Source organism: Paenibacillus sp. FSL R7-0313, from assembly GCF_037969885.1.
Lineage (GTDB): Bacteria > Bacillota > Bacilli > Paenibacillales > Paenibacillaceae > Paenibacillus.
Window position 1 is genome coordinate 3,665,960 of sequence record NZ_CP150219.1, and the last position, 21,417, is coordinate 3,687,376.

22 protein-coding genes are annotated in these 21,417 nt (G+C 45.1%); 20 read left to right on the forward strand and 2 right to left on the reverse strand.

Features of this window, described 5'->3' with window-relative positions; genetic code table 11:
• Positions 1 to 32: 32 nt before the first annotated feature.
• The 20 genes from spoIIIAF (at position 33) to spo0A (ending at position 18,538) form a co-directional block, all read left to right on the forward strand.
• On the forward strand, positions 33 to 863 hold the full coding sequence (gene spoIIIAF, locus NSQ38_RS16085; protein ID WP_339782923.1) for a stage III sporulation protein AF: 831 nt from the start codon (positions 33 to 35) through the stop codon (positions 861 to 863).
• Positions 864 to 878: 15 nt separating this feature from the next.
• Positions 879 to 1,517, forward strand: a complete 639-nt coding sequence (gene spoIIIAG / locus NSQ38_RS16090; protein WP_017687589.1) for a stage III sporulation protein AG — start codon at positions 879 to 881, stop codon at positions 1,515 to 1,517.
• Positions 1,518 to 1,583: 66 nt separating this feature from the next.
• Positions 1,584 to 2,414, forward strand: coding sequence for a SpoIIIAH-like family protein (locus NSQ38_RS16095; RefSeq protein ID WP_339782925.1), 831 nt, complete (start codon positions 1,584 to 1,586; stop codon positions 2,412 to 2,414).
• A gap of 139 nt (positions 2,415 to 2,553) precedes the next feature.
• The gene (gene accB / locus NSQ38_RS16100; protein ID WP_036614903.1) at positions 2,554 to 3,018 is read left to right on the forward strand and encodes an acetyl-CoA carboxylase biotin carboxyl carrier protein; all 465 of its coding nucleotides are present in this window, start codon (positions 2,554 to 2,556) and stop codon (positions 3,016 to 3,018) included.
• Positions 3,019 to 3,073: 55 nt separating this feature from the next.
• Positions 3,074 to 4,417 carry an acetyl-CoA carboxylase biotin carboxylase subunit gene (accC, locus tag NSQ38_RS16105; protein WP_036614375.1) on the forward strand — a complete coding sequence of 448 codons (1,344 nt, stop codon included), beginning with the start codon at positions 3,074 to 3,076 and terminating at the stop codon, positions 4,415 to 4,417.
• Between the two features lie 218 nt (positions 4,418 to 4,635).
• Entirely contained in the window at positions 4,636 to 5,046 is a 411-nt protein-coding gene (locus NSQ38_RS16110) for an Asp23/Gls24 family envelope stress response protein (protein WP_017687593.1), read from the forward strand.
• Positions 5,047 to 5,192: 146 nt separating this feature from the next.
• On the forward strand, positions 5,193 to 5,732 hold the full coding sequence (gene amaP / locus NSQ38_RS16115; RefSeq protein ID WP_017687594.1) for an alkaline shock response membrane anchor protein AmaP: 540 nt from the start codon (positions 5,193 to 5,195) through the stop codon (positions 5,730 to 5,732).
• A gap of 14 nt (positions 5,733 to 5,746) precedes the next feature.
• Entirely contained in the window at positions 5,747 to 5,980 is a 234-nt protein-coding gene (locus NSQ38_RS16120) for a DUF2273 domain-containing protein (RefSeq protein ID WP_017687595.1), read from the forward strand.
• A gap of 222 nt (positions 5,981 to 6,202) precedes the next feature.
• Positions 6,203 to 6,655, forward strand: coding sequence for a transcription antitermination factor NusB (nusB, locus tag NSQ38_RS16125; protein WP_017687596.1), 453 nt, complete (start codon positions 6,203 to 6,205; stop codon positions 6,653 to 6,655).
• A 117-nt stretch (positions 6,656 to 6,772) separates the two neighbouring features.
• Positions 6,773 to 7,630: a bifunctional methylenetetrahydrofolate dehydrogenase/methenyltetrahydrofolate cyclohydrolase FolD gene (gene folD / locus NSQ38_RS16130; protein WP_017687597.1), complete on the forward strand. Its 858-nt coding sequence runs from the start codon at positions 6,773 to 6,775 to the stop codon at positions 7,628 to 7,630.
• A gap of 10 nt (positions 7,631 to 7,640) precedes the next feature.
• The gene (xseA, locus tag NSQ38_RS16135) at positions 7,641 to 9,005 is read left to right on the forward strand and encodes an exodeoxyribonuclease VII large subunit (RefSeq protein WP_150364559.1); all 1,365 of its coding nucleotides are present in this window, start codon (positions 7,641 to 7,643) and stop codon (positions 9,003 to 9,005) included.
• On the forward strand, positions 8,995 to 9,252 hold the full coding sequence (gene xseB, locus NSQ38_RS16140) for an exodeoxyribonuclease VII small subunit (RefSeq protein WP_017687599.1): 258 nt from the start codon (positions 8,995 to 8,997) through the stop codon (positions 9,250 to 9,252). The genes xseA and xseB overlap by 11 nt, the downstream gene beginning before the upstream one ends.
• On the forward strand, positions 9,227 to 10,150 hold the full coding sequence (locus NSQ38_RS16145) for a polyprenyl synthetase family protein (protein ID WP_339782926.1): 924 nt from the start codon (positions 9,227 to 9,229) through the stop codon (positions 10,148 to 10,150). Before xseB ends, NSQ38_RS16145 begins: the two co-directional genes overlap by 26 nt.
• Before the next feature lie 283 nt (positions 10,151 to 10,433).
• A complete protein-coding gene (dxs, locus tag NSQ38_RS16150; RefSeq protein ID WP_091028823.1) occupies positions 10,434 to 12,341 on the forward strand; it encodes a 1-deoxy-D-xylulose-5-phosphate synthase in 1,908 nt (635 codons plus the stop codon).
• A 22-nt stretch (positions 12,342 to 12,363) separates the two neighbouring features.
• Positions 12,364 to 13,209, forward strand: coding sequence for a TlyA family RNA methyltransferase (locus NSQ38_RS16155; protein ID WP_091028825.1), 846 nt, complete (start codon positions 12,364 to 12,366; stop codon positions 13,207 to 13,209).
• Between the two features lie 84 nt (positions 13,210 to 13,293).
• Positions 13,294 to 13,779, forward strand: a complete 486-nt coding sequence (locus NSQ38_RS16160) for a hypothetical protein (protein WP_076215803.1) — start codon at positions 13,294 to 13,296, stop codon at positions 13,777 to 13,779.
• Positions 13,780 to 13,863: 84 nt separating this feature from the next.
• Positions 13,864 to 14,313, forward strand: coding sequence for a transcriptional regulator ArgR (gene argR / locus NSQ38_RS16165; protein ID WP_017687604.1), 450 nt, complete (start codon positions 13,864 to 13,866; stop codon positions 14,311 to 14,313).
• A 55-nt stretch (positions 14,314 to 14,368) separates the two neighbouring features.
• Positions 14,369 to 16,087 carry a DNA repair protein RecN gene (gene recN / locus NSQ38_RS16170; protein ID WP_133385415.1) on the forward strand — a complete coding sequence of 573 codons (1,719 nt, stop codon included), beginning with the start codon at positions 14,369 to 14,371 and terminating at the stop codon, positions 16,085 to 16,087.
• A gap of 120 nt (positions 16,088 to 16,207) precedes the next feature.
• Complete coding sequence (spoIVB, locus tag NSQ38_RS16175; protein ID WP_036614352.1) at positions 16,208 to 17,536, forward strand: SpoIVB peptidase; 1,329 nt, start codon at positions 16,208 to 16,210, stop codon at positions 17,534 to 17,536.
• A 195-nt stretch (positions 17,537 to 17,731) separates the two neighbouring features.
• Entirely contained in the window at positions 17,732 to 18,538 is an 807-nt protein-coding gene (gene spo0A, locus NSQ38_RS16180) for a sporulation transcription factor Spo0A (RefSeq protein WP_091018123.1), read from the forward strand.
• Positions 18,539 to 19,172: 634 nt separating this feature from the next.
• On the opposite strand, the gene NSQ38_RS16185 is transcribed toward spo0A, so the two are convergent.
• Together NSQ38_RS16185 and NSQ38_RS16190 are read right to left on the reverse strand one after the other, a co-directional pair.
• On the reverse strand, positions 19,173 to 19,700 hold the full coding sequence (locus tag NSQ38_RS16185; RefSeq protein WP_339782928.1) for a pyruvate kinase: 528 nt from the start codon (positions 19,698 to 19,700) through the stop codon (positions 19,173 to 19,175).
• Between the two features lie 144 nt (positions 19,701 to 19,844).
• A complete protein-coding gene (locus NSQ38_RS16190) occupies positions 19,845 to 20,651 on the reverse strand; it encodes a hypothetical protein (RefSeq protein ID WP_339782929.1) in 807 nt (268 codons plus the stop codon).
• Between the last annotated feature and the right edge of the window lie 766 nt (positions 20,652 to 21,417).

Genomic DNA, 21,417 nt, shown 5'->3' on the forward strand with positions numbered 1-21,417 from the left:
ATGTATGTTGGCAAGAAAGGGGGATGGAAAGGATGGGGTGGCTGAGCAACTGGCTCCAGGATTTGATTATGATCGTGCTGCTGGCGACTTTTGTGGATATGTTGTTGCCCAATCGATCCATGGAACGTTATGTCAAGCTTGTGCTGAGCCTTCTCATCCTGCTGACCCTTTTATCACCCATAACCAAGCTCCTCAAAAGTGATCCGGTTGGCGAACTGAAACGGGCCATGTCGGCAATGGATGCTCCTTCGGATGGGAATGCGACACTCGAACAGATATTAGCTCAGGGCAAGCGGCTGCAATCCAATGAACAGGAACAATCCTTACAATGGACAGCCAAAGAACTGGCTAATGTCATGAAAGGTCAGATTGAAGAAACAACAGGAGCCAAGGTGCGGTCCGTAGAGGTACAGCTGACCATGAGTAAATATGAAACCGAGATGGAAGCTGCCTCATCCGTCGAACTGCCTGTGATCCAGCGTGTGTTGGTCGAGATGGCAGGAGAGGGTGCAGAGGGAGAAGTGAAGGCAAGGCAGCAAGAAGTTGCTGCTAATACACAACCCATATTTGGAACAGACACAGAAGCGGAGAAGGATAAATCACCTCAAACACAGCAGCCCATCCAGGTTGGTCAGATTGAAGTACCTGATGTACAGATTGATGTGAGTAAAGGGCAGCGTGGTGGAAATGAAGCCTCTTCCCAGCCTGTTATACGTGATCAGGCAGATGAGACGAAGCAGCAAGGTGAGACATCCACAAGGTCCGAACATGCGGTGCAGATTATTACATTGTTGACTGAAAAGTGGGATGTTGATGCGAGCAACGTTCAAGTGAGAGAACCCAAAAGTGGTGAAGTGCTCTGAGAAGGAGGGTGTCCGATGAAACAATGGTTCAAAAAGATGGAAACCTGGATGGGTGGCGGAGAGGGTGGGGCAAGGCGGAGTCAAACCTTCCGCTGGCTGATTATCCTCGGTTTGATCGGGGTGGGAATCATGCTGTTCAATTCCTTCGTCAATGTCAAAAAAATTGATTCCGAAAATATCGGTCGGGAACCACCGGACCCGGCAACATCCATGGCATCCATACAGAGTGATCCGTCAGAACAGAATCCTTTTCAGGCGATCGAAATTGCATTTGAAGACAAAATCAAAGGTGTGCTGGAAAACATTGTTGGTGTGGGAACGGTTGATGTGATGGTTACCGTGGATTCCACAGAAGAATTGGTCGTTCAGCGGAACGTGAAGGATTCTCAGCAACTTACCGAAGAAACCGATGCTAGCGGGGGCAAGCGACATATGACGCAATATACCCGTGATGGCGAGATTATTACGTACGAAATATCAGGGGATCAGACACCTATAGTGACCAAAAAGCTCAAACCGCAGATCCGTGGGGTGCTTGTGGTTGCGAGGGGTGCAGAGAACAAGGTTGTGAAGGACCTGATAACCGATGCTGTGGAAAAAGGACTGAATGTGGCAGCCTACCGGATCTCGGTTGTACCGCGCAAACAAGACTAATCTGATGTGTTGAATCACAAGATTCAATTCTCATAAGATTGAAGCCAATTTGAGGAGGAAGTTCTAATGAATAACAAACGTCAAACGGTATGGCTCGTTTCCATGCTGAGTCTGATGGTCATTTTGTCCGCGTATTATCTGTTCACTGAGGATTCCGGTCCAATCAACGCGCCGGTGGCTGACAGTCAGCAAGTGGATGGAATCAAGCAAGGGGAAGCCAAGGAGACGGCAGGCATTCTTGATCCTACAGAAGGTTTGGTTGTGAATGAAGTGGTGAATAGCGGCGAAGTTGAAAGTGATCCAAGTGCGGCTGGCGCTGTGGAAGAACCGGCGGCTACGGAAGGTAAAGAAGCTGGAAATACAGAGAAAACACCTGCTGTCGAACCAGGCGAGAATAAGGGTGAAGCAGGCAAAGAAACCAACAAAGAGACCGACAAAGGCGCAACAACTACACCGGAGACAGATGGTCAGGCAGGCGGCACTGCAACCAAGACAGATGAGGAAGTCCTCAAGGAAATGGAAGAGCAGAATACGACAGCATCTGCGAGCAGCCAGTTCCAGAACTACCAGTGGCAACGTGAAGAAAGCAACAATCGTAAGTATGAGGAACTGATGACCGTGGCAGGTGATCTGAGCAAAACACCAGAGGAGAATGCCAAAGCAACGGAGCAACTCCGTACACTGGAAGAAAAAGAAGCTAAAATCACTGGCATTGAAGAGACGCTCTCTCAACAGTACGCTAATGCGATCGTTCAAGAAGATGCCGACAAGTATAAAGTGGTGGTCCTCAGTGACAAACTGGATGTAAAACAGGCGGTATCCATTGTCGATCTGGTCATGAAAGAATTGGCGGTTTCACAGAACAAAATCAGCGTGCAATACGTCACAGAACAGTAATCCAAATCATGGAAATGCAGTCCCGGGAGCTGGTTGTACTCTCGGGCTCTTTCCATTTTTAATGATTATGATATAATACATAAAGCCATATGACCGTCCTAGTGAGACTGGCATGATGCCGAAGGAGTGAATAATGGAAATGTTTAAATTGAGTGAAATCAAAGAACTGATTAAACTGGTAGATGAAAGTTCCGTTCAAGAGTTGGAAATTGAAAATGAAGGATCACGGTTATCGATCCGCAAACCGGGCAAAACGGAGTATGTTCAAGCAGCTGCTGTGCAACCGCAAATGATTGCTGCTCCGCAAGTGCAGCCGGCCGCAGTGGTAAGTGAAGCTGCACCGCAGGTCGATACTACAAGTCATTTACATAAAATTGTATCTCCGATGGTAGGTACTTTTTACAGAGCTTCCTCGCCGGAAGCGGGTCCTTTTGTGAGCGCTGGTGATAAAGTTGTTGAGAAAACAACGGTATGTATCATCGAAGCTATGAAGCTGATGAACGAGCTTGATGCGGACATCAAGGGAGAAATCGTTGAAGTGCTGGTTGAGAACGGACAGCTGGTCGAGTATGGGCAGCCCCTTTTCCTGGTGAAACCGGAATAACCGTTATAGCTGGTAAACAGCTAACCGCATGAGCTTCGAAGGAGGACAAAACGAAATGAAATTTCAAAAAATACTGATTGCGAACCGTGGAGAGATTGCGGTACGTATTATTCGTGCCTGCCGTGAAATCGGCATCTCAACGGTAGCCGTCTATTCGGAAGCGGACAAGGATTCTCTGCATGTTCGTCTTGCAGATGAGGCTTATTGTATCGGACCGACACTGTCTAAGGACAGTTACCTCAACTTCACAAACCTGATGAGTGTAGCCACACTGACGGAATGTGATGCAATCCACCCTGGTTACGGTTTTTTGGCGGAGAATGCTGATTTTGCGGAAATTTGTGAGTCTTGCAATATTACGTTTATTGGACCTTCTCCTGAAGCCATCACCAAAATGGGTGACAAGGCTGTTGCCAAACAGACGATGAAAGATGCAGGAGTACCTGTTATTCCTGGATCAGACGGCCTTGTTGAAAATATGGATGAAGCCATCATGATTGCTAGAGATATCGGATATCCTATTATTATCAAAGCTACTGCTGGTGGCGGAGGTAAGGGAATTCGTATTGCCGAAGATGAAGAAACGCTGATTAAGCAGATTACTGCTGCTCAGCAGGAAGCACAAAAGGCATTTGGCAATGCAGGTGTATATCTGGAGAAATTCCTGACAGGTATGAAACACGTGGAAATTCAGATCATTGCTGATAAACACGGAAATGCAGCACATTTGGGAGAGCGTGATTGCTCGGTTCAGCGTCGTCGCCAGAAATTGGTAGAGGAAGCTCCGTGTCCGATTCTCTCCGAAGATGTGCGTACACTGATGGGTGAAGCTGCGGTACGGGCTGCCCTTGCTGTGGATTACTCGGGAGCGGGTACATTGGAATTCCTGCTCAGCCCGAATGGCGAGTTCTATTTCATGGAAATGAATACGCGTATTCAGGTAGAGCACCCGGTTACTGAGATGGTTACTGGCGTGGATCTGATCCGTGAGATGATCTCGGTAGCTGAAGGCAACCCACTTTCATTCCGTCAGGAAGACGTGGTTATCAATGGCTGGTCCATTGAATGTCGTATCAATGCAGAAGATCCGGACCGTAACTTTATGCCATCACCAGGCAAAATCGGATTCTACCTTGCACCGGGAGGACCTGGCGTTCGTGTAGATAGTGCTGCTTATCCGGGTTATACCATTTCACCTTTCTATGACTCCATGATCGCAAAATTGATTGTGTGGGGAGCGAATCGTGAAGAGGCGATTGCCAAGATGAAGCGTGCGCTTGGGGAATTTGCGATTGAAGGCATATCTACAACTATTCCTTTCCATCAGAAATTGCTGGAGCACCCAACGTTCATTCGTGGTGACTTTGATATCAAATTTCTTGAGGAAAACGAGATTTAAAAGGTATATTGGGCTTGTTTGTCATAATGTAGCCCAAATGATATAGTATGTAATAATAAGAGCGCATGTCTCCTGCAAAGGATAAGCCCGCACCTTGCGGATGTTTGCAGGAGTTCCGGTAAAGCCGGACCGGAAGGGTTCTGAAGGTTGATTAACCTGAGTCCAGCGCCCTGACGGATGGCCGCAAACTTATCTCGCGAAAGGTGTGTTGAACAGTTATGAGTACACTACCGACTGAATTTGAACGAACGGATATCGGTGAAATCCAGATCGCACCTGAAGTTATTGAAGTGATTGCTGGATTGGCAACCCTTGAAGTGAAAGGTGTTGCAGGCATGAGTGGCGGATTCGCTGGCGGATTTGCTGAATTGCTTGGTCGCAAAAACCTTTCCAAAGGCGTTAAAGTTGAAGTGGGCCAACGTGAAGCTGCAGTTGATGTTTCTGTAATTATCGAGTATGGATACCGTCTGCCACAAGTAGCTACGGAGATTCAACAGAACGTGAAACGTTCCATCGAGAACATGACAGGATTGAATGTGAATGAAGTGAATGTGCACATTCATGACGTTCAGTTCAAGAGCACCGAGAAAGTGGAAGAGATCGACCTGAACAGTCAGCGCGTAAAATAAAAGAAGACAGATTCCCCCGGCATCATCTGCCGGGGGTTATCCCGTCTTGGACAGGTCTTCATTATAGCGAAAGCTAGATGAGGATCTGATTTTTTGCTAGTGAACAGGTTAAGTAATGTTAGTGAGCAAGGGAGGCTGTGCAGTTCGTGGCTAAAATACTGGATCGGCTTCTGTTGTTTATATACAGCATAAGCGTTGGAGCAATATCGGCAGCCGTCATTCTTCTGATTAGCGGTGTGCTGCCTTACGAATTGAATTACCAGCAGGAACAAAACGTTATTGTTGCGTCGGTTATTGCAGCAGCGATTTTGTTTATCCTGAGTTTGCGATTTTTCTACATCTCGGTTCGGCGTGAGCGTGCATCGTTGCCGTCTGTAGATCAACGTACTGAGTTTGGTGATGTACAGATTTCGATGGAGACGATTGAGAATCTCTGTTTGAAGGCAACTTCCCGTTTCCGGGGAGTACGTGATGTCAAGGCACGCATACGTGTGGTTGAGTCAGGACTGGAGATTATGATCCGTGCAGTAGTGGATGGTGAGACACCTATTCCTGCGCTGACTTCTGATCTGCAAAAGGCGATACATGATCATGTACAAGAGATTACGGGCATCCCGGTTTCTTTTGTCACGGTGTATATCGCTAATGTAACCCAGTCGCCTAACTACAAGAGTCGAGTGGAATGAGGTGAGTTTCACTGATGCTGTGGAAAGAGATTTGGGATAGTCACAGAGGCCGAATTACCGGAATTATCGGCGGCATCTTTTTTGGATTTCTTTATGTATGGATCGGTTTTTGGGATATGTTGTTCTTTGCACTCTTGGTGTTCATCGGTTATACGTTAGGCAGACGAAGCGATTCGAAGCTGGGTTCGTCCATTCCCTGGAGGGAGTGGGGGCAATGGCTTGGCGATCGCTGGCGTCCGTTTAAGTGACCTACCTGAACCCTGCAATATGTTTCTTCCGAAAATAGAGCTGTAGTTTAGGTTGCCCGTTTTTTGGAGGAAACGTATTGCAGGTTTTTTTGTGAAAAGGGATAACAATAACAATACCGTGGAAGCCATCGATCAATCTATTAAAGGATTTGATGAGATGGTTGCATGGATTATAAAATAAGCATGATGACGCTCCAGACGGAGCGCTGCAGGAGGCAGGACATGAAAAGACGTTTGGCAAGGGAAATTGCAGTACAAAGTCTGTATCAGATGGAAATGAATGAGGTAGGCGCAGCAGAAGCTGTAAACATGTTGATCAATGAAGCCGCTGAAGATAATGAAACCGAAGTGGTTATCCGCGATGCAGATGTAATGCGTACCTATGTTACTGAGATTGTACAAGGAGCATGGAACAATAAAGAAGCGATTGACGGGCTGCTGGTGGATTATTTGAAAGGTTGGCAGATCAGCCGTCTGTCACGTGTAGATCGCCAAATTCTACGACTGTCAACGTATGAAATGGTGTTCCGTGATGATATTCCGGCAAAAGTGTCTGTCAACGAAGCAATCGAACTGTCCAAATATTTTGGTACAGAAGAATCCGGTAAGTTCGTCAATGGCGTACTTGGACGCATGATTCAGGAAGTTGATGCCATTAAAGCAAAATTATCTTAAGTTATGATTAATTATAGTGCGTGTTCAAAAGGACCGGTTTTCAGTATCCTTTGTAATCAAAAGCGGTTTTTTTGAACAACCTCTAAATTTATATTCACATAAGGGAGAGAGAGTACAATGACAGCATCTATTATTAACGGTAAAGAAGTATCCCAAGAGATCCGCGCAAGCATGACAACAGAAGTAAAACAGCTTAGCGAACAGGGGGTAGTACCTGGTCTGGCTGTTGTGCTCGTCGGGGAAGATCCGGCATCCCAAGTATATGTGCGTAATAAAGAAAAAGCATGTCACGACCTCGGTTTCTACTCCGAAGTGCATCGCTTGGATGCAGATACGTCCCAAGAAGATCTGCTTGCGCTGGTGGACAAGCTGAACAATCAACAATCCATTAACGGAATTTTGGTTCAACTCCCACTGCCAAAACATATCGAAGAGAAAGCCGTCATTGATGCGATTGCGGTGGATAAAGACGTAGACGGATTCCATCCAGTCAATGTTGGTAATCTTGTTATTGGAGACGATAGTCTGCTTCCATGTACCCCGGCTGGTGTAATTGAACTGATCAAGCGCACTGGACTGGAAATGTCCGGTAAACATGCGGTAGTCATCGGAAGAAGCAACATCGTTGGCAAACCGGTATCGCTGTTGCTGCAACGTGAGAATGCAACGGTAACGATGTGTCATTCCCGCACAGCTAACATGAAAGAAATTACGCGTCAGGCGGACATTCTAGTTGTAGCCATCGGCCGTGCTAATTTTGTGGATGCTGATTTTGTGAAACCGGGTGCTGTTGTTATTGATGTCGGCATGAACCGTTTGGAGAATGGCAAACTGGCAGGAGACGTTGATTTCGAGAGTGTAAAAGAAGTTTCTGGTCCAATTACACCCGTTCCTGGTGGTGTTGGTCCGATGACAATCACAATGCTGATGCAAAATACATTGATCGCTGCCAAGCGCGCTCACGGATTGGCCTAGGGTTTTGTCTGTGGCAGATCAAAAGATCTACTCCATCAAAGACCTGAACCGATACATCCGGATGAAACTGGAATCGGATCAGGTCCTGTCGGACGTCTGGCTACGCGGGGAGATTTCGAACTTCACACATCACTCCAGCGGCCATATGTATTTTACATTGAAGGACAAGGACAGCCGGATCAAGTCAATTATGTTTGCGTCCCATAACCAGCGATTACCCTTTGTACCGAAGGAGGGTGCAAGGGTTATTGCCCGTGGTAATGTCTCGGTGTATGAACGGGATGGGCAGTATCAATTCTACGCTACCCATATGCAACCGGACGGAATTGGAAGTCTGTATCTGGCATACGAACAGCTGAAGAAAAAGCTCGAGGATGAAGGGTTATTCTCACCTTCGCGGAAAAGACAGATTCCTCGTTATCCACAGACCATCGGGGTTGTAACTTCACCGACGGGAGCGGCGGTGCGAGACATCATGATCACACTCCAACGCAGATACCCTTCTGCCAAAGTTGTTTTGTATCCTGTTCTGGTTCAAGGCAAGGGTGCAGCACCTTCCATCGTCAAAGCGATTGGAAACCTGAACCGGATGGGAGAAGCCGATGTACTTATCGTTGGACGCGGAGGCGGTTCACTGGAGGAGTTGTGGGCCTTTAATGAGGAGATTGTGGCAAGAGCAATAGTCGCTTCGGATATTCCTGTCATTTCTGCGGTTGGGCACGAAACGGACTTCACTATTGCTGATTTTGCAGCCGATTTGCGTGCGGCTACACCTACAGCAGCTGCTGAATTAGCTGTACCTAATCGAGCTGAGTTGCTTGATCAGATCGGACAACGTCAGCGCCAGTTACAGCACAGCTTACGTCAGCGTGCTGTACATAATCGTGAACGGCTCGCAAGATTACAGCGTTCGCCAGTGCTGGTGCATCCAAGACGTACCTTGATGCAGCATACGGAACGACTGGATATGATGCACCAACGGCTTTTGAGAACAGTGGATACGCGTATGAAATGGACAGGAGAGAAGCAGGAACGTCTGCGGGCAGCACTGCAACGATTCAATCCTCGTGAGCAGGTTAATGCAGCACGCCGTGAGAATGCGGCAGCACGCAGACAACTGGAACTTGCGATCAGGTCTATAACCAGATCAAAGCAACAACAGTGGAAATCATCTGTGCGGCATCTGGATGCGCTCAGCCCGCTTAAAGTCATGTCACGTGGATACAGCCTTGTCTATGACGAGCAGGAACAGCGATTAATCAAGTCCACAAAGGATGTACAGCCTGGAGATTCAATTAAGATTAAATTAACAGACGGACAGCTGGACTGTCAGGTTTGGGGAATGAAGGAGGACGACAATACCCATGGCGAATGAACCGGAATTGAATTTTGAAGAGGCAATGGCGGCATTGGAAGACATCGTAGGTCAGCTGGAACATGGTGATGTTCCGTTGGAACAGGCCATCGATCTGTTTCAACGCGGGATGAAACTTTCGCAACTTTGCGGTCTGAAGCTGGAACAAGTGGAACGCAAGATCGAGATGATCGTAGAAGAAGATGGAGAGCTTCGCAAGAAGCCTTTCGGAACTGCTGACGATGAGAGCGGTGAAGTCCATGAGTAATCGTCCTTCGTTTCAAGCATACCTCGAAGAGGTCACAGCTGCGGTGACAGAAGCGTTGAAACACACGCTTCCCGATCACTGGGATGTACCCCAATCGTTGACGGATGCGATGCAGTACTCACTCATGGCCGGAGGCAAACGCCTTCGTCCTCTTCTGGTCGTTGCTGCGGCGGAAGCCTTCGGTGCACAGCGTACAGCTGCAATGCCGGTAGCCTGCGCCGTGGAGATGGTTCATACGTACTCACTGATCCACGACGACCTGCCTGCTATGGATAATGATGATTACCGCAGGGGAAAATTAACGAATCATAAGGTATATGGTGAAGCAACAGCCATATTGGCAGGCGATGCGCTGTTAACCCATGCTTTTTATAGCATTGTTCAAGCTGGACGCCGTAGCGGTGTGGCGGCAGATGCGTTGCTGTCCATCGTAGAGGACATGTCCGAACTCGCTGGAGCAAGAGGTATGGTCGGTGGCCAAGTTGCGGATATGGAAGGCGAGCAAGGCATGACTGATCTTGCACAGCTTCAATATATTCATTTGCACAAAACAGGTGACCTGATTGTTTTCTCCCTCATTGCTGGAGCACGAATCGGTGGAGCAACGGAAGGACAATTGGAAGCCTTACGTGTGTTTGGCCGTGATCTGGGGCTGGCGTTCCAGATTCAGGATGATATTCTCGACTTGACGGGTGACGAGCAGAAGATGGGCAAGAAAACACAGAGCGATGTGAATCAGCAGAAGGTAACATATCCTTATTTTATTGGCATGGAGGCTTCTGTAGCTGAGGTGAAATCTCTTACCCAATCTGCAAAAGACGCACTTGAAAGAGCTGAGTTACCTGATGCATCCAGATTGCTGGAAATTGCAGATTACCTGATGAGTCGAGACCATTAGATTCTGATAAAACGCGCTGTTTCAAAACCTGTATAACCGTGTAATGAATGTAATGTCCTTTTTCCGAGTAGATGGAAAAAGTCTGTCCCGAGTGGATGCGGGAATACATATGGAGAAGAATTTTAAATAACTTGCTGGCGAGAATGCTCGTTATCTGGAGTATAGTGCAGTAAATTATGATTCTTGTTCTTTTATGTTATAATGATTTAATGTCATTTGATTCATAATGTATATATCGATTTACAACAATAACTAAACAATCTAGGAAAGCGGGGAGATTCTCGTGCTGCTTCCACAAATTAAACAACCCAGTGATCTAAAGTCGATGTCTCAGGATGATCTTGCCCTTTTGTCGGCAGAGATCCGGCAGTTTCTGATTGAGAAACTGTCTGTTACAGGTGGGCATCTCGCACCCAACTTAGGCGTGGTTGAGCTCACGGTAGCCCTGCATTACTGCTATAACAGTCCAGCAGACAAAATGATTTTTGATGTAGGGCATCAGGCTTATGTGCATAAAGTCCTGACAGGGCGTATGGATCGCTTTGATACATTGCGTCAACATAACGGCCTGTGCGGGTTTGTCAAACGCAACGAAAGCGAACATGATGTATGGGAAGCTGGACACAGCAGTACTTCGTTGTCTGCTGCAATGGGGATGGCCCTTGCACGTGATCTGAAGGGTGAGGACAACCAAGTTATCGCGATGATTGGTGATGGAGCGCTTACAGGTGGTATGGCTTTTGAGGCCCTTAATCATATCGGTCATGAGCAGAGAAAACTGATGGTTATTCTGAATGATAATGAAATGTCCATTGCTCCAAACGTTGGGGCCATGCATAAATATTTGAGCAAGATTCGTTCGGATCGTCATTATCTGAAAGCAAAAGATGATGTCGAGGGGATGCTTAAAAAAATTCCAGCTATCGGAGATCGATTGGCCAAATCGGCAAGCTGGATTAAAGATAGTGTCAAATATATGATGGTACCAGGTGTTCTTTTCGAAGAACTGGGCTTCACGTATTTGGGGCCGATTGATGGGCACGATATTCCCAAATTGATTGAAACCTTCAAACAGGCAGATAACGTTGATGGTCCTGTGCTCGTTCACGTGCTCACGACCAAAGGCAAAGGTTATCAGCCAGCAGAAGCCGATTCGCACAAGTGGCACGGGATTTCTCCGTACAAAATTGAATCCGGTCAAGTGCTGAAGGCAGTCGGAAAACCGATGTACACGGAAGTGTTTGGTCAAACGTTAATTGATCTTGCTAAGCAGGATAAGCGGATCGTAGCTGTAACGCCAGCAATGCCTACAGGATCAGGTCTTATTCCATTTAGTAAGGAATTTCCGGACCGCATGATTGACGTAGGGATCGCAGAACAACATGCGGCAACCATGTGTGCTGCGCTGGCTATGGAAGGCTTGAAACCGGTCTTTGCCGTGTATTCTACGTTTATGCAACGTGCATATGATCAGATTGTACATGATATTTGCCGTCATAATGCTAACGTGATGTTTGCTATTGACCGTGCCGGGTTTGTTGGTCCGGATGGGGAAACACATCAAGGGGTATACGATGTGGCATTTATGCGCCATATTCCAAATATCGTTCTGATGATGCCAAAAGACGAAAATGAATTGCGTCATATGATGAAAACGGCGCTTGATTATAATGAAGGTCCAATTGCTTACCGTTATCCACGAAACAATGTGGTGGGTGTACCTCTGGATGATGTACTTGTTCCGATTCCGATTGGATCATGGGAGCAACTGCGTCCATCGGAAGGATATGCTGTCATCGCTTCAGGATCGATGGTGCAGCTTGCAGAAGAAGCAGCAGAGATGGTGAAGCGGGAAGGTATCACAGCAGGCGTAATCAACGCTCGCTTCCTGAAACCTCTTGATGAGCAGATGTTGCGTGAATTAGCTGTTCGAGGCACCAAATTGATTGTACTTGAAGAAACATCCCAAGCAGGTAGCATGGGTAGTGCAGTGCTGGAGTTTTATGCAGAGCAGGGACTACATGATGTTCATGTACAATTGATGGGGATTCCGGATCGCTTCATCGAGCATGGCAGTATTAAGGAACAACGTGAGGAAGTGGGTCTTACCGTTGAGAATGTATGTGCTGAACTACGCAAGATGGCTGTTCAATCATCTTACGGCATCCCCAAAACACGTTTTCCTTCGTAAATTTACATGATAGGAGACAGACATGTCACTCCCGAAAGAACGAATTGATGTTCTGCTGGTTGAGCAGGGCTATTATGAAAGTCGTGAGAAGGCAAAAGCCGCAATCATGGCTGGACTGGTGTATGCCAATAATGAGCCGATCGAAAAGGCGGGCATGAAAATTCCAAGGGAAGCCGAGCTGAAAGTTAAAGGCTCGGTACATCCCTATGTCGGCAGAGGCGGATTGAAGCTCGAAAAAGCGATCCGCCATTTCGGCCTTGATATGAATGGACTTGTCATGCTCGACATTGGTTCATCCACCGGTGGATTTACGGATTGTGCACTACAGCATGGCGCGTCTCACGTCTACGCGATTGATGTGGGTTATAATCAGCTCGACTGGTCTTTGCGTAATGATGAGCGGGTTACTGTTATGGAACGAACCAACTTTCGCTATGTGACTCCGGAAGATCTAACGGGACCAGTGCCGAACTTTGCGAGCATTGATGTGTCGTTCATTTCACTGCGAATCATATTACCGCCACTCCTGGCTCTTTTGAAGCAACCTGCAGATATCGTTGCATTGATTAAACCTCAATTTGAGGCAGGACGTGAAAAAGTAGGCAAATCCGGTGTAGTACGTGATACGAAAGTACACAAGGATGTATTGCAGACGATGCTTCATTTTGCCAGTCAACTTGGTTTGCATCTGCAGAGTTTAACTTTCTCCCCGATAACCGGTGGAGAAGGTAATATAGAATTTCTCGCTCATTGGCGTCTGGAAGAACCAGAGGCCACACAACCAGAGAACGATCCAGCTTCACTTGATGCACTTGCAGAGCAAGTTGCAAAGGAAGCAGCTCATACATTTACGGGAAACTCATCATAAGATGGGTTTCTTTTCGCTGGAAAGGTGATTGACGTAAAGGGAAATCGTTACTGAACCTCGAATATGTCTTCGAGGTGAGCGATAATGGATGGTCAATATGACACAATCGTTATAGGTGTACTTGCTGTCTGTTTGATCTTGTGGCTGTTCTTTGGCTTACGTAATTGGGTGAACCGACCGATGCCGGTAAGCTTGTCTGGAATGCAACTGAACGTGAAGATTCAGGATTCCCCGGCCTTGGATTTGCTTGAAGCACAGGGTTACGAAGTCATCGGTGGCAAAATGAAAGTTCCTTTGGCTTTTGAGGCCAATGAATCCGTTTATTACAGCAGATTATTCATTGATTATGTTGCAGAACGTGAGGATCTCAGATACCTGGTGAAAACGTCTCGTCGTAGGCAGCCAATTGAAATGACCGGCCCTGCGCTAAGGGATCGCTTCCTCAATTATCTGTTGTTATATCCTGGCTGTGAAGGATTGCTGTATGTTGACGTGGAGGATTCCGATATTAAGTTAATCAGGCTCATGGACTATCAGGAAGATGTGTATGATGGGGATGATCTGGACTAATATAAAAGAATAAACATTGCAGGGCAAAGTCTGCGGCGAATTACAAATGCTGCTTTATTGCAATACATTTAACTGGAGGCATGTATGAAAGGACAAAGGCACATCAAGATTCGCGAAATCATTAGTCAAAATGAAATTGAGACCCAGGATGATCTGGTTGAAGCACTACGCAAATCAGGTTTTCAGGTGACTCAGGCGACGGTATCCCGAGATATCAAGGAACTTCTGTTAATCAAGATTCCGATGGATGACGGAAGATACAAGTACTCTTTGCCAACAGATCAACGATACAATCCGATTCAAAAGTTGAAGCGTGCACTCGTTGACAACTTCCTGCACATTGATCACACAAACAATCTGGTTGTGATGAAATGTTTGCCGGGAACAGCCAACTCCATTGCAGCTTTGCTTGATAATATTGAGTGGAATGAAGTCATGGGCACTATCTGTGGAGATGACACCATCCTCATTATTTGCCGGACTGAAGGTAACAGCGTGACCGTTATTGAACGCATCATGGGTTATATTGCTTAAATTAATGGTTCAAAAACATAATTTCTGAGTTAGTCATCCGGAGGTGTTTTTGCAGATGTTAGTTACGTTATCGATTCGAAATCTGGCTGTGGTGGAAGAAGTGGACGTTGTATTCCATCCGGGATTCCATGTACTTTCAGGGGAAACGGGTGCAGGGAAGTCGATTATTATAGATGCACTTGGCTTAATTGCCGGTGGACGAAGTTCAGCTGATCTGATCCGGTACGGATGTGAGAAGGCAGAGATGGAAGCCCTTTTCGAGATGGAGCAGAGTCATCCGGTCTGGCTGACGTTAGAGAAACTCGGTATCCATTGTGAGCCTGAAGAGCATTTGGTTATTCGGCGTGAGCTGAATACTCAAGGGAAGAGTACGTCCCGCATTAATGGGCAATTGGTCAATCTGACCATGCTGCGGGAAGTAGGCGAGAAGCTGATCAATATCCATGGACAACATGAACATCAGAGTTTGCTGCGTGCAGAGAGCCATCTGGGGCTTCTCGATACCTATGGCTCGGAAGTCATCGGACCTGTCAAAGCGAAGTACCAGGAGCGCTACAGCAAATTTATCACGGCGGAAAAAGAACTGCGTGCGCTTCAGGAGTCCAGTCAGCGGGCATATCAACTCTTGGACATGTATCGCTTTCAGCTTGAGGAGATCGCAGCGGCAAGCCTTACACGAGGCGAGGATGAATTACTCGGGGAAGAACGGGTCAAACTATCCCATAGTGAGAAAATGATGGACAGTGTTGCTGGTGCATATGATCTGCTCAGTGGTCAACGCGGACTTGAAGCTGTGAGCATTGCTCTTTCAAGAATTGAAGACATTTCTGGATATGATAGCAAAGGACTGCAACCAATTGTAGAGCAGCTGCAATCCGCATTTTATCAATTGGAAGATGCGACATTCCAGCTAAGGGATTACCGGGAGAAGATTGAATTTAATCCGGCAAGGTTGGAAGAAGTGGAGCAAAGACTGAATCTGATTTCTGGCCTCAGACGGAAATACGGGGACAGTGTTGAACTTATTCTGAGTTATTATGATCAGATTAGCCATGAAACCGACCAACTGGAGAACAAGGACGAACGGCTGGAGAAATTGCGAGCTGAACGTGACAAAATGCTGAACCTTGTGATGGAGTCTGCTGAAGAACTCAGCAAGGTTCGCAAACAATGCGCAGAGGAACTTGCTGCACAGGTGGAAAGTGAACTCAAGGATCTGCAAATGGAACGGACTACACTGCGTGTTCAGATTACTCCATTCGAAGATCCGAAGGGCATTGAATGGAATGGACGCCGTATTCGTCTGAATCGTCAGGGTGCGGACAATGCGGAATTCCTGATCTCACCGAACCCGGGAGAGCCATTACGACCACTTGGCAAGATTGCTTCAGGTGGTGAGTTGTCGAGAATGATGCTGGCGATGAAGAGTATCTTTGCGCGACATGACCGGATACCTGTGTTGATTTTTGATGAAGTTGATACTGGTGTTAGCGGTAGAGCAGCTCAATCCATTGCGGAAAAACTGTTCCGCTTGTCTTCGACTTGTCAGGTTTTCTCAATAACTCACTTACCACAAGTGGCTTGTATGGCAGATCATCAGTATCTCATTGAGAAACATGTCTACGATGGACGGACGATGACGCAGGTGGAATCGCTGTCAGACGAAGGCAGAGTGAAGGAATTGGCACGTATGCTGGGCGGCGTGGAAATTACAGAAAAAACGCTGCATCACGCACAGGAAATGCTGAATTTGGCGGAAGCCAAAAAAGGGTGAAACGGACGGCTGGCGTAATGATTGACAGTAATAAAAGCCTGGGGGCGAGGTTATCTTATAGGTACGCAATTGGCGACCACCTTTCGTCAAGCGAAAGAAGCAAAGGGAGTGTGACAGCCATTGAATTCCCCCCTCAGGAAGAAATTGCTAGGTCTTTTATTTGCCTTCTTTCTTTGTGTGATTAGCCAGGCCATTCAGCCTGTGCAAAGTTATGCTTCACTGCCGGATGAATTGCAGGTGTTTGCTGGCAGGCAAGCGGATGTCCGGCTCGCTGTTCCTGCTGCTTCAAGCGCCGTTGTAGATCGTCCTGATATCGTTGGTTTGGATGATCAGGCAGCGATGCATGTTACCAGGCAACAACCTTTGCATCTTCACCCTCAACAGACGGGACATGCCAAATTAACGTTGAAGTTGTGGGGTAAAATTCCGGTAAAAACAGTCCATGTGAATGTGATACCGGATTTGCGTGTTGTACCCGGGGGTCAAACGATTGGCGTCAAAGTTAAATCGGCAGGTATTCTGGTGGTAGGTCATCATCTGGTCCGTTCCGGGCAGGATGAGCGTGTATCGCCAGGAGAAACGGCAGGCATTAAGCTTGGAGATCTGATTACGCATATGGATGGTAAACGCCTGGATGGCGTGGCAGGTGTCTCTGAAGCCGTTGAACTTGCAGGTAAAAGTAAAAAAGGTATTGATGTTGTGTTAAAACGTGGTAAGGAAACGGTGAAGACACGATTAACTCCGGCGTATGACTCCGAGGATCAAGCGTGGAGGCTTGGATTGTATATTCGTGATTCCGCAGCCGGTGTTGGCACACTTACCTTCTATGCTCCAGATCAGGGCGTTTACGGCGCACTGGGCCATGTTATTACAGATATGAACACACAAACATCTATTGTTGTGGGTAGTGGTCAGATCGTTCAGTCCAATGTGACGTCCATTTCTAAAAGTGAGACCGGTGATCCGGGTGAAAAACGTGCTCATTTCCTCAAGGAAAGCAAAATTTTGGGCAATATTGAACGTAATACGGCTTTTGGCATCTTTGGTAAAATGTCCGGAAATCCTGAGCACAGTCTGTATTCGAAAGGTATTCCTGTCGCTTTTTCTCATGAAGTCAAAGAAGGACCGGCCGAAATACTTACCGTGGTTGACGGTCAACAAGTTGAACGCTTCTCCATTGACATTGTTCATGTGGCAGATCAAACCGAACCAGCAACAAAAGGTCTGGTACTTCGAATCACGGACCCGAAACTGCTAGATAAGACCGGAGGTATCGTTCAAGGGATGAGTGGCAGCCCCATTGTACAAAATGGTAAGTTGATCGGTGCAGTTACTCATGTATTCGTGAATGATCCGAAATCGGGTTACGGTTGCTTCATTGAATGGATGTTACAAGATGCTGGTGTGATGATGAAAAAGGAAAACGATAAGAACCTCAAGGCTGGCTAAACAGCCCTGAGGTTCTTTTTTGTCGAAAGCAAACATAATATATCGGATAATGAAATAAATTATTTATTATATAGGATCAAGAAAAAAAAATAAAGAAAAATAATTTTCGACAGGAGGAATTTAACTTGCTGTGTCGAAAATTTAACCTGTAAGGAAATGTACGAAACGATGTTTAATTTAAAGGAGGATACCGTTTTGCAAAAAATTGAGGTATTGCTGGCCGATGATAATCGTGAATTTACGAATTTGCTTGCCGAATATATATCTGAGCAGGAAGATATGGAAGTAACCGGTATTGCATACAATGGAGAAGAAGTACTGCAATTGCTGGAGCAAACTCGGGATGTGCCGGATGTATTGATTCTGGATATTATCATGCCGCATCTGGACGGTCTGGGTGTGCTTGAGCGCTTGCGCAACCTGAACCTGTCTCCACAGCCTAAAGTCATTATGCTTACGGCATTCGGACAAGAGAATATCACACAGCGTGCCGTGCAACTCGGAGCTTCTTATTATATTCTCAAGCCGTTTGACATGGAAGTGCTTGCGAATCGTGTGCGTCAACTCGTTGGAACACAGACCGCGATGTCCACGAGCAATGGATCATCCATGTTCATGAAATCCAATGTTGTGCCAATGGGCAAACACAAAAATCTCGATGCAAGCATTACGTCCATCATACATGAAATCGGCGTTCCTGCGCATATTAAAGGATATCAGTATTTGCGCGAAGCGATTACGATGGTATATAACAATATCGAAATTTTGGGTGCCATCACCAAAACGCTGTATCCGGCGATTGCCGAAAAATTCAAAACGACGCCGTCCCGCGTCGAACGTGCGATCCGCCATGCCATTGAAGTGGCATGGACTCGCGGTAACATCGACAGCATCAGCCACTTGTTTGGTTATACAATCAACATCAGCAAGTCGAAACCAACAAATAGCGAGTTCATCGCGATGGTCGCTGACAAGCTGAGAATTGAGCATAAGGTAAGCTGAAAGTAGACGTGGTGCGGGTTTTGGCATATTTACCGTCTGAACAATTTTGGGGGTAAATATCTGGATCATTCGATTTGGAACCGATAAACTTCTATGATATAAACCAACTAATACCGTCATTTATTGGGTTTGGAAAAATCCAATGAAGGGCGGTATTTTTATGAATGATATTGAATTTCAGTTGAATAACTTTATGCTGTACTGTTCATTCGAAAATCTTTATCGTAAGACCTTACTACGAGCAAACGTTGAAGGTACTGTCAGGGAACATCCGTCTTATAAAAGAAACAAAGATGGTTAAAAACAATATTCTGATGCAGTTTAATTTGTATATGTGAATTATGCTAAATATAGTTGGGACTTTAAGTTTTAATGAATAAATATGCGAAATCGAATTATATCAGGTGTTTCAAGAGATTTATTTATATAATATGGATATTATAAGGCCCTTAGTGTCGCCTAATCCATATTAGACAACACTTTTGAGGGACTAGGGAAGGGGGGCATTAGATCATAATGACATTCTTTTTTTACAGTTGACACTTCCACCGCGACGGGCTGATTTGTCTAGAAAATCATGCTTACTAATAAAATAGCTCTTTCAATGTGAAAGAGCATCAAAAGTGGTTATAGTTTAATTGCACAGATAAGTATCGTCACCGTTTTGGTTCCCAAAATACCGGAGACGGTAACCTTCTTTATAACGTGCTATCACTTTGTCAATTAATTGATCATTTTCAAAAAAAATGTGACCAGTTAAATAGAGAGCTACCAGATACTCTTCAAATAGTAAGTTTCCCAGAACCATCTGTTCCTTGGGTATCTCTATTTGTAGTACACTTATCTCAACACATAGCATGTGAGAAAATCCCTGTATTGTTGAATTTATGATCCAAGCAAATTCTAAAGGCTCATAAATTTCCTCTTCGTTGTTCAGTTTTAATAGTTCAATAATTCCGCGCTTGTCTTTGAACACATACGCAGCAATAGCTTGATCGAAGTCAGCATAAGGATCACTACTTAAATTTGAGAAAAGGCTAAGATCCACTTTCTCAGCGTGATATTTATTGGTCAGGTGATCGTGAATTTGCTCTAATGAAAAAGGATTTGGTATATTTAGGGTGAGATATCGCTCGTATAGTTGTTGTATGTTAATATGCAATTCTTCTTCATCCTCTTCTCTTAAATTAATTAGGTTAAGAAGACAACTTCATGCAATTGCTGAAGTTGTCTCGATATATAGCATTTAGTTCTGGAGATGGTATATGTATTTCTAGAATATCATATGCTTTACGTTAATTGCTCATTATTTTGGTTTTGGTATCTGTCCCATTTGACCTTCAGTACCTTGAAAAATATGTCCTGAGCGAACTCCGTTTGACTTCTCTCCATGGAAATGCCAGAAATAGCGAGTATCATTATAATTTTTCTTGGAATGATTTTCTGAGATGATTTTTCCATTTTTACCTGCAAATTTAGCTGCGAGAATTCTACCGTCATTATAACTTGGTGTCCAAACTTCACCATATGGGCTAGAAATGATTGAAAAAGCTTGGTCATCTGTCAATGGGGCCCCAACATAAAGGTTTAGTTTATCGTATTTAACTCTATAATATTTAGGTTTATCTTTCTGTTTGCTCTTTGTGAGTTCACTCACAAACGCTTTAGCTTCTACAAAGCCTTCGATAACTGTTACTCCAACAGCGGCTCCAGCAGCCAACCAAACTATAACCTTTCCGATTTCCCAACCAACCCAAGGGAGTACCCATGCTACTTTCGACTCTTCAAGTGGAACATCTTCTCCAATAATATCAAAGTCGCCAATGTTTACACTATGGTAGTTCTCATTAGACGGAGTTTCTGGAACGTTACTCTGACTTTGACTTTCATCGTCTGTGGTGCGTGCATCCTCTGTGATATTTGAGCTTTCATCAGCAATAGTTTCTGGAACAATATTATCCTCTGTGCTGGTTACAACTTCTTGATCACTTTGCAACTTTTCTACACCTGCGGCTAACGAATAAGATTGTGCACCAGTTACAGCAAATAATAAGAAAGCCATAGTTAGAGCAGTAATACGGAAAAACGATTTTAAAGATGCCTTTTTAAACAATTAAATTCCCTCCGAAATTTTTTATTTACACCATCTCCAAAATGAGTTATCGATTCTATATAGTTAATTTAGAACCAATAATTAGGAGTATAATGCAGGCGACATTAATAAGCAATGATAGTAATAATACGTATTATTTGGTAATGTAAAAATTTATTGGGTATTAATTTACATAAGGAAAAATGTAGCTGTTCCAATTTTCACAATTTCAGTTGTCTACTAAGCATGATTTTGGCTTTTGTTGTACAAGATTTAATAAATCTTAAATAGAATTAATTCTGTGAATTGTTTTCTCGCAACGCATCTGGTAGAATTTAATAAAGTTTGGGATGGTGAGCAATCTCCTTTTGTAAACAAGGAGGAAATTAATCTATGCAATATTACAAGAAAGTATTCTTTTTTGTGAGGAAGATTATGGAAAGTAGATTGAAGGATGTTTTAAGGATCAAGACAACAACAATAGTAAAAACAACAAGAACAACGGAAACAGTGACAACAACAAGAACAACAACAAGAAGGTTGAGATTGTAGTCAGATTCTTCTCTTAGCCTAAAACACAAAATATCAAATGGTCATTGCTCACCTGTAATTCCCTTTTCAAAAGGGCAACAGGTGAGCAATATAATAAAATAATACAATGAGAAGACCGCTGATGTTTTAAATTGGCGGTCTTTTTGTCCACTATAGAGCAGTATTTAATGAAGTTGGACTAATGAATGAAAGCCAATGAAAACATTAATGTTGATAAAAGTGAATTTACAACGCT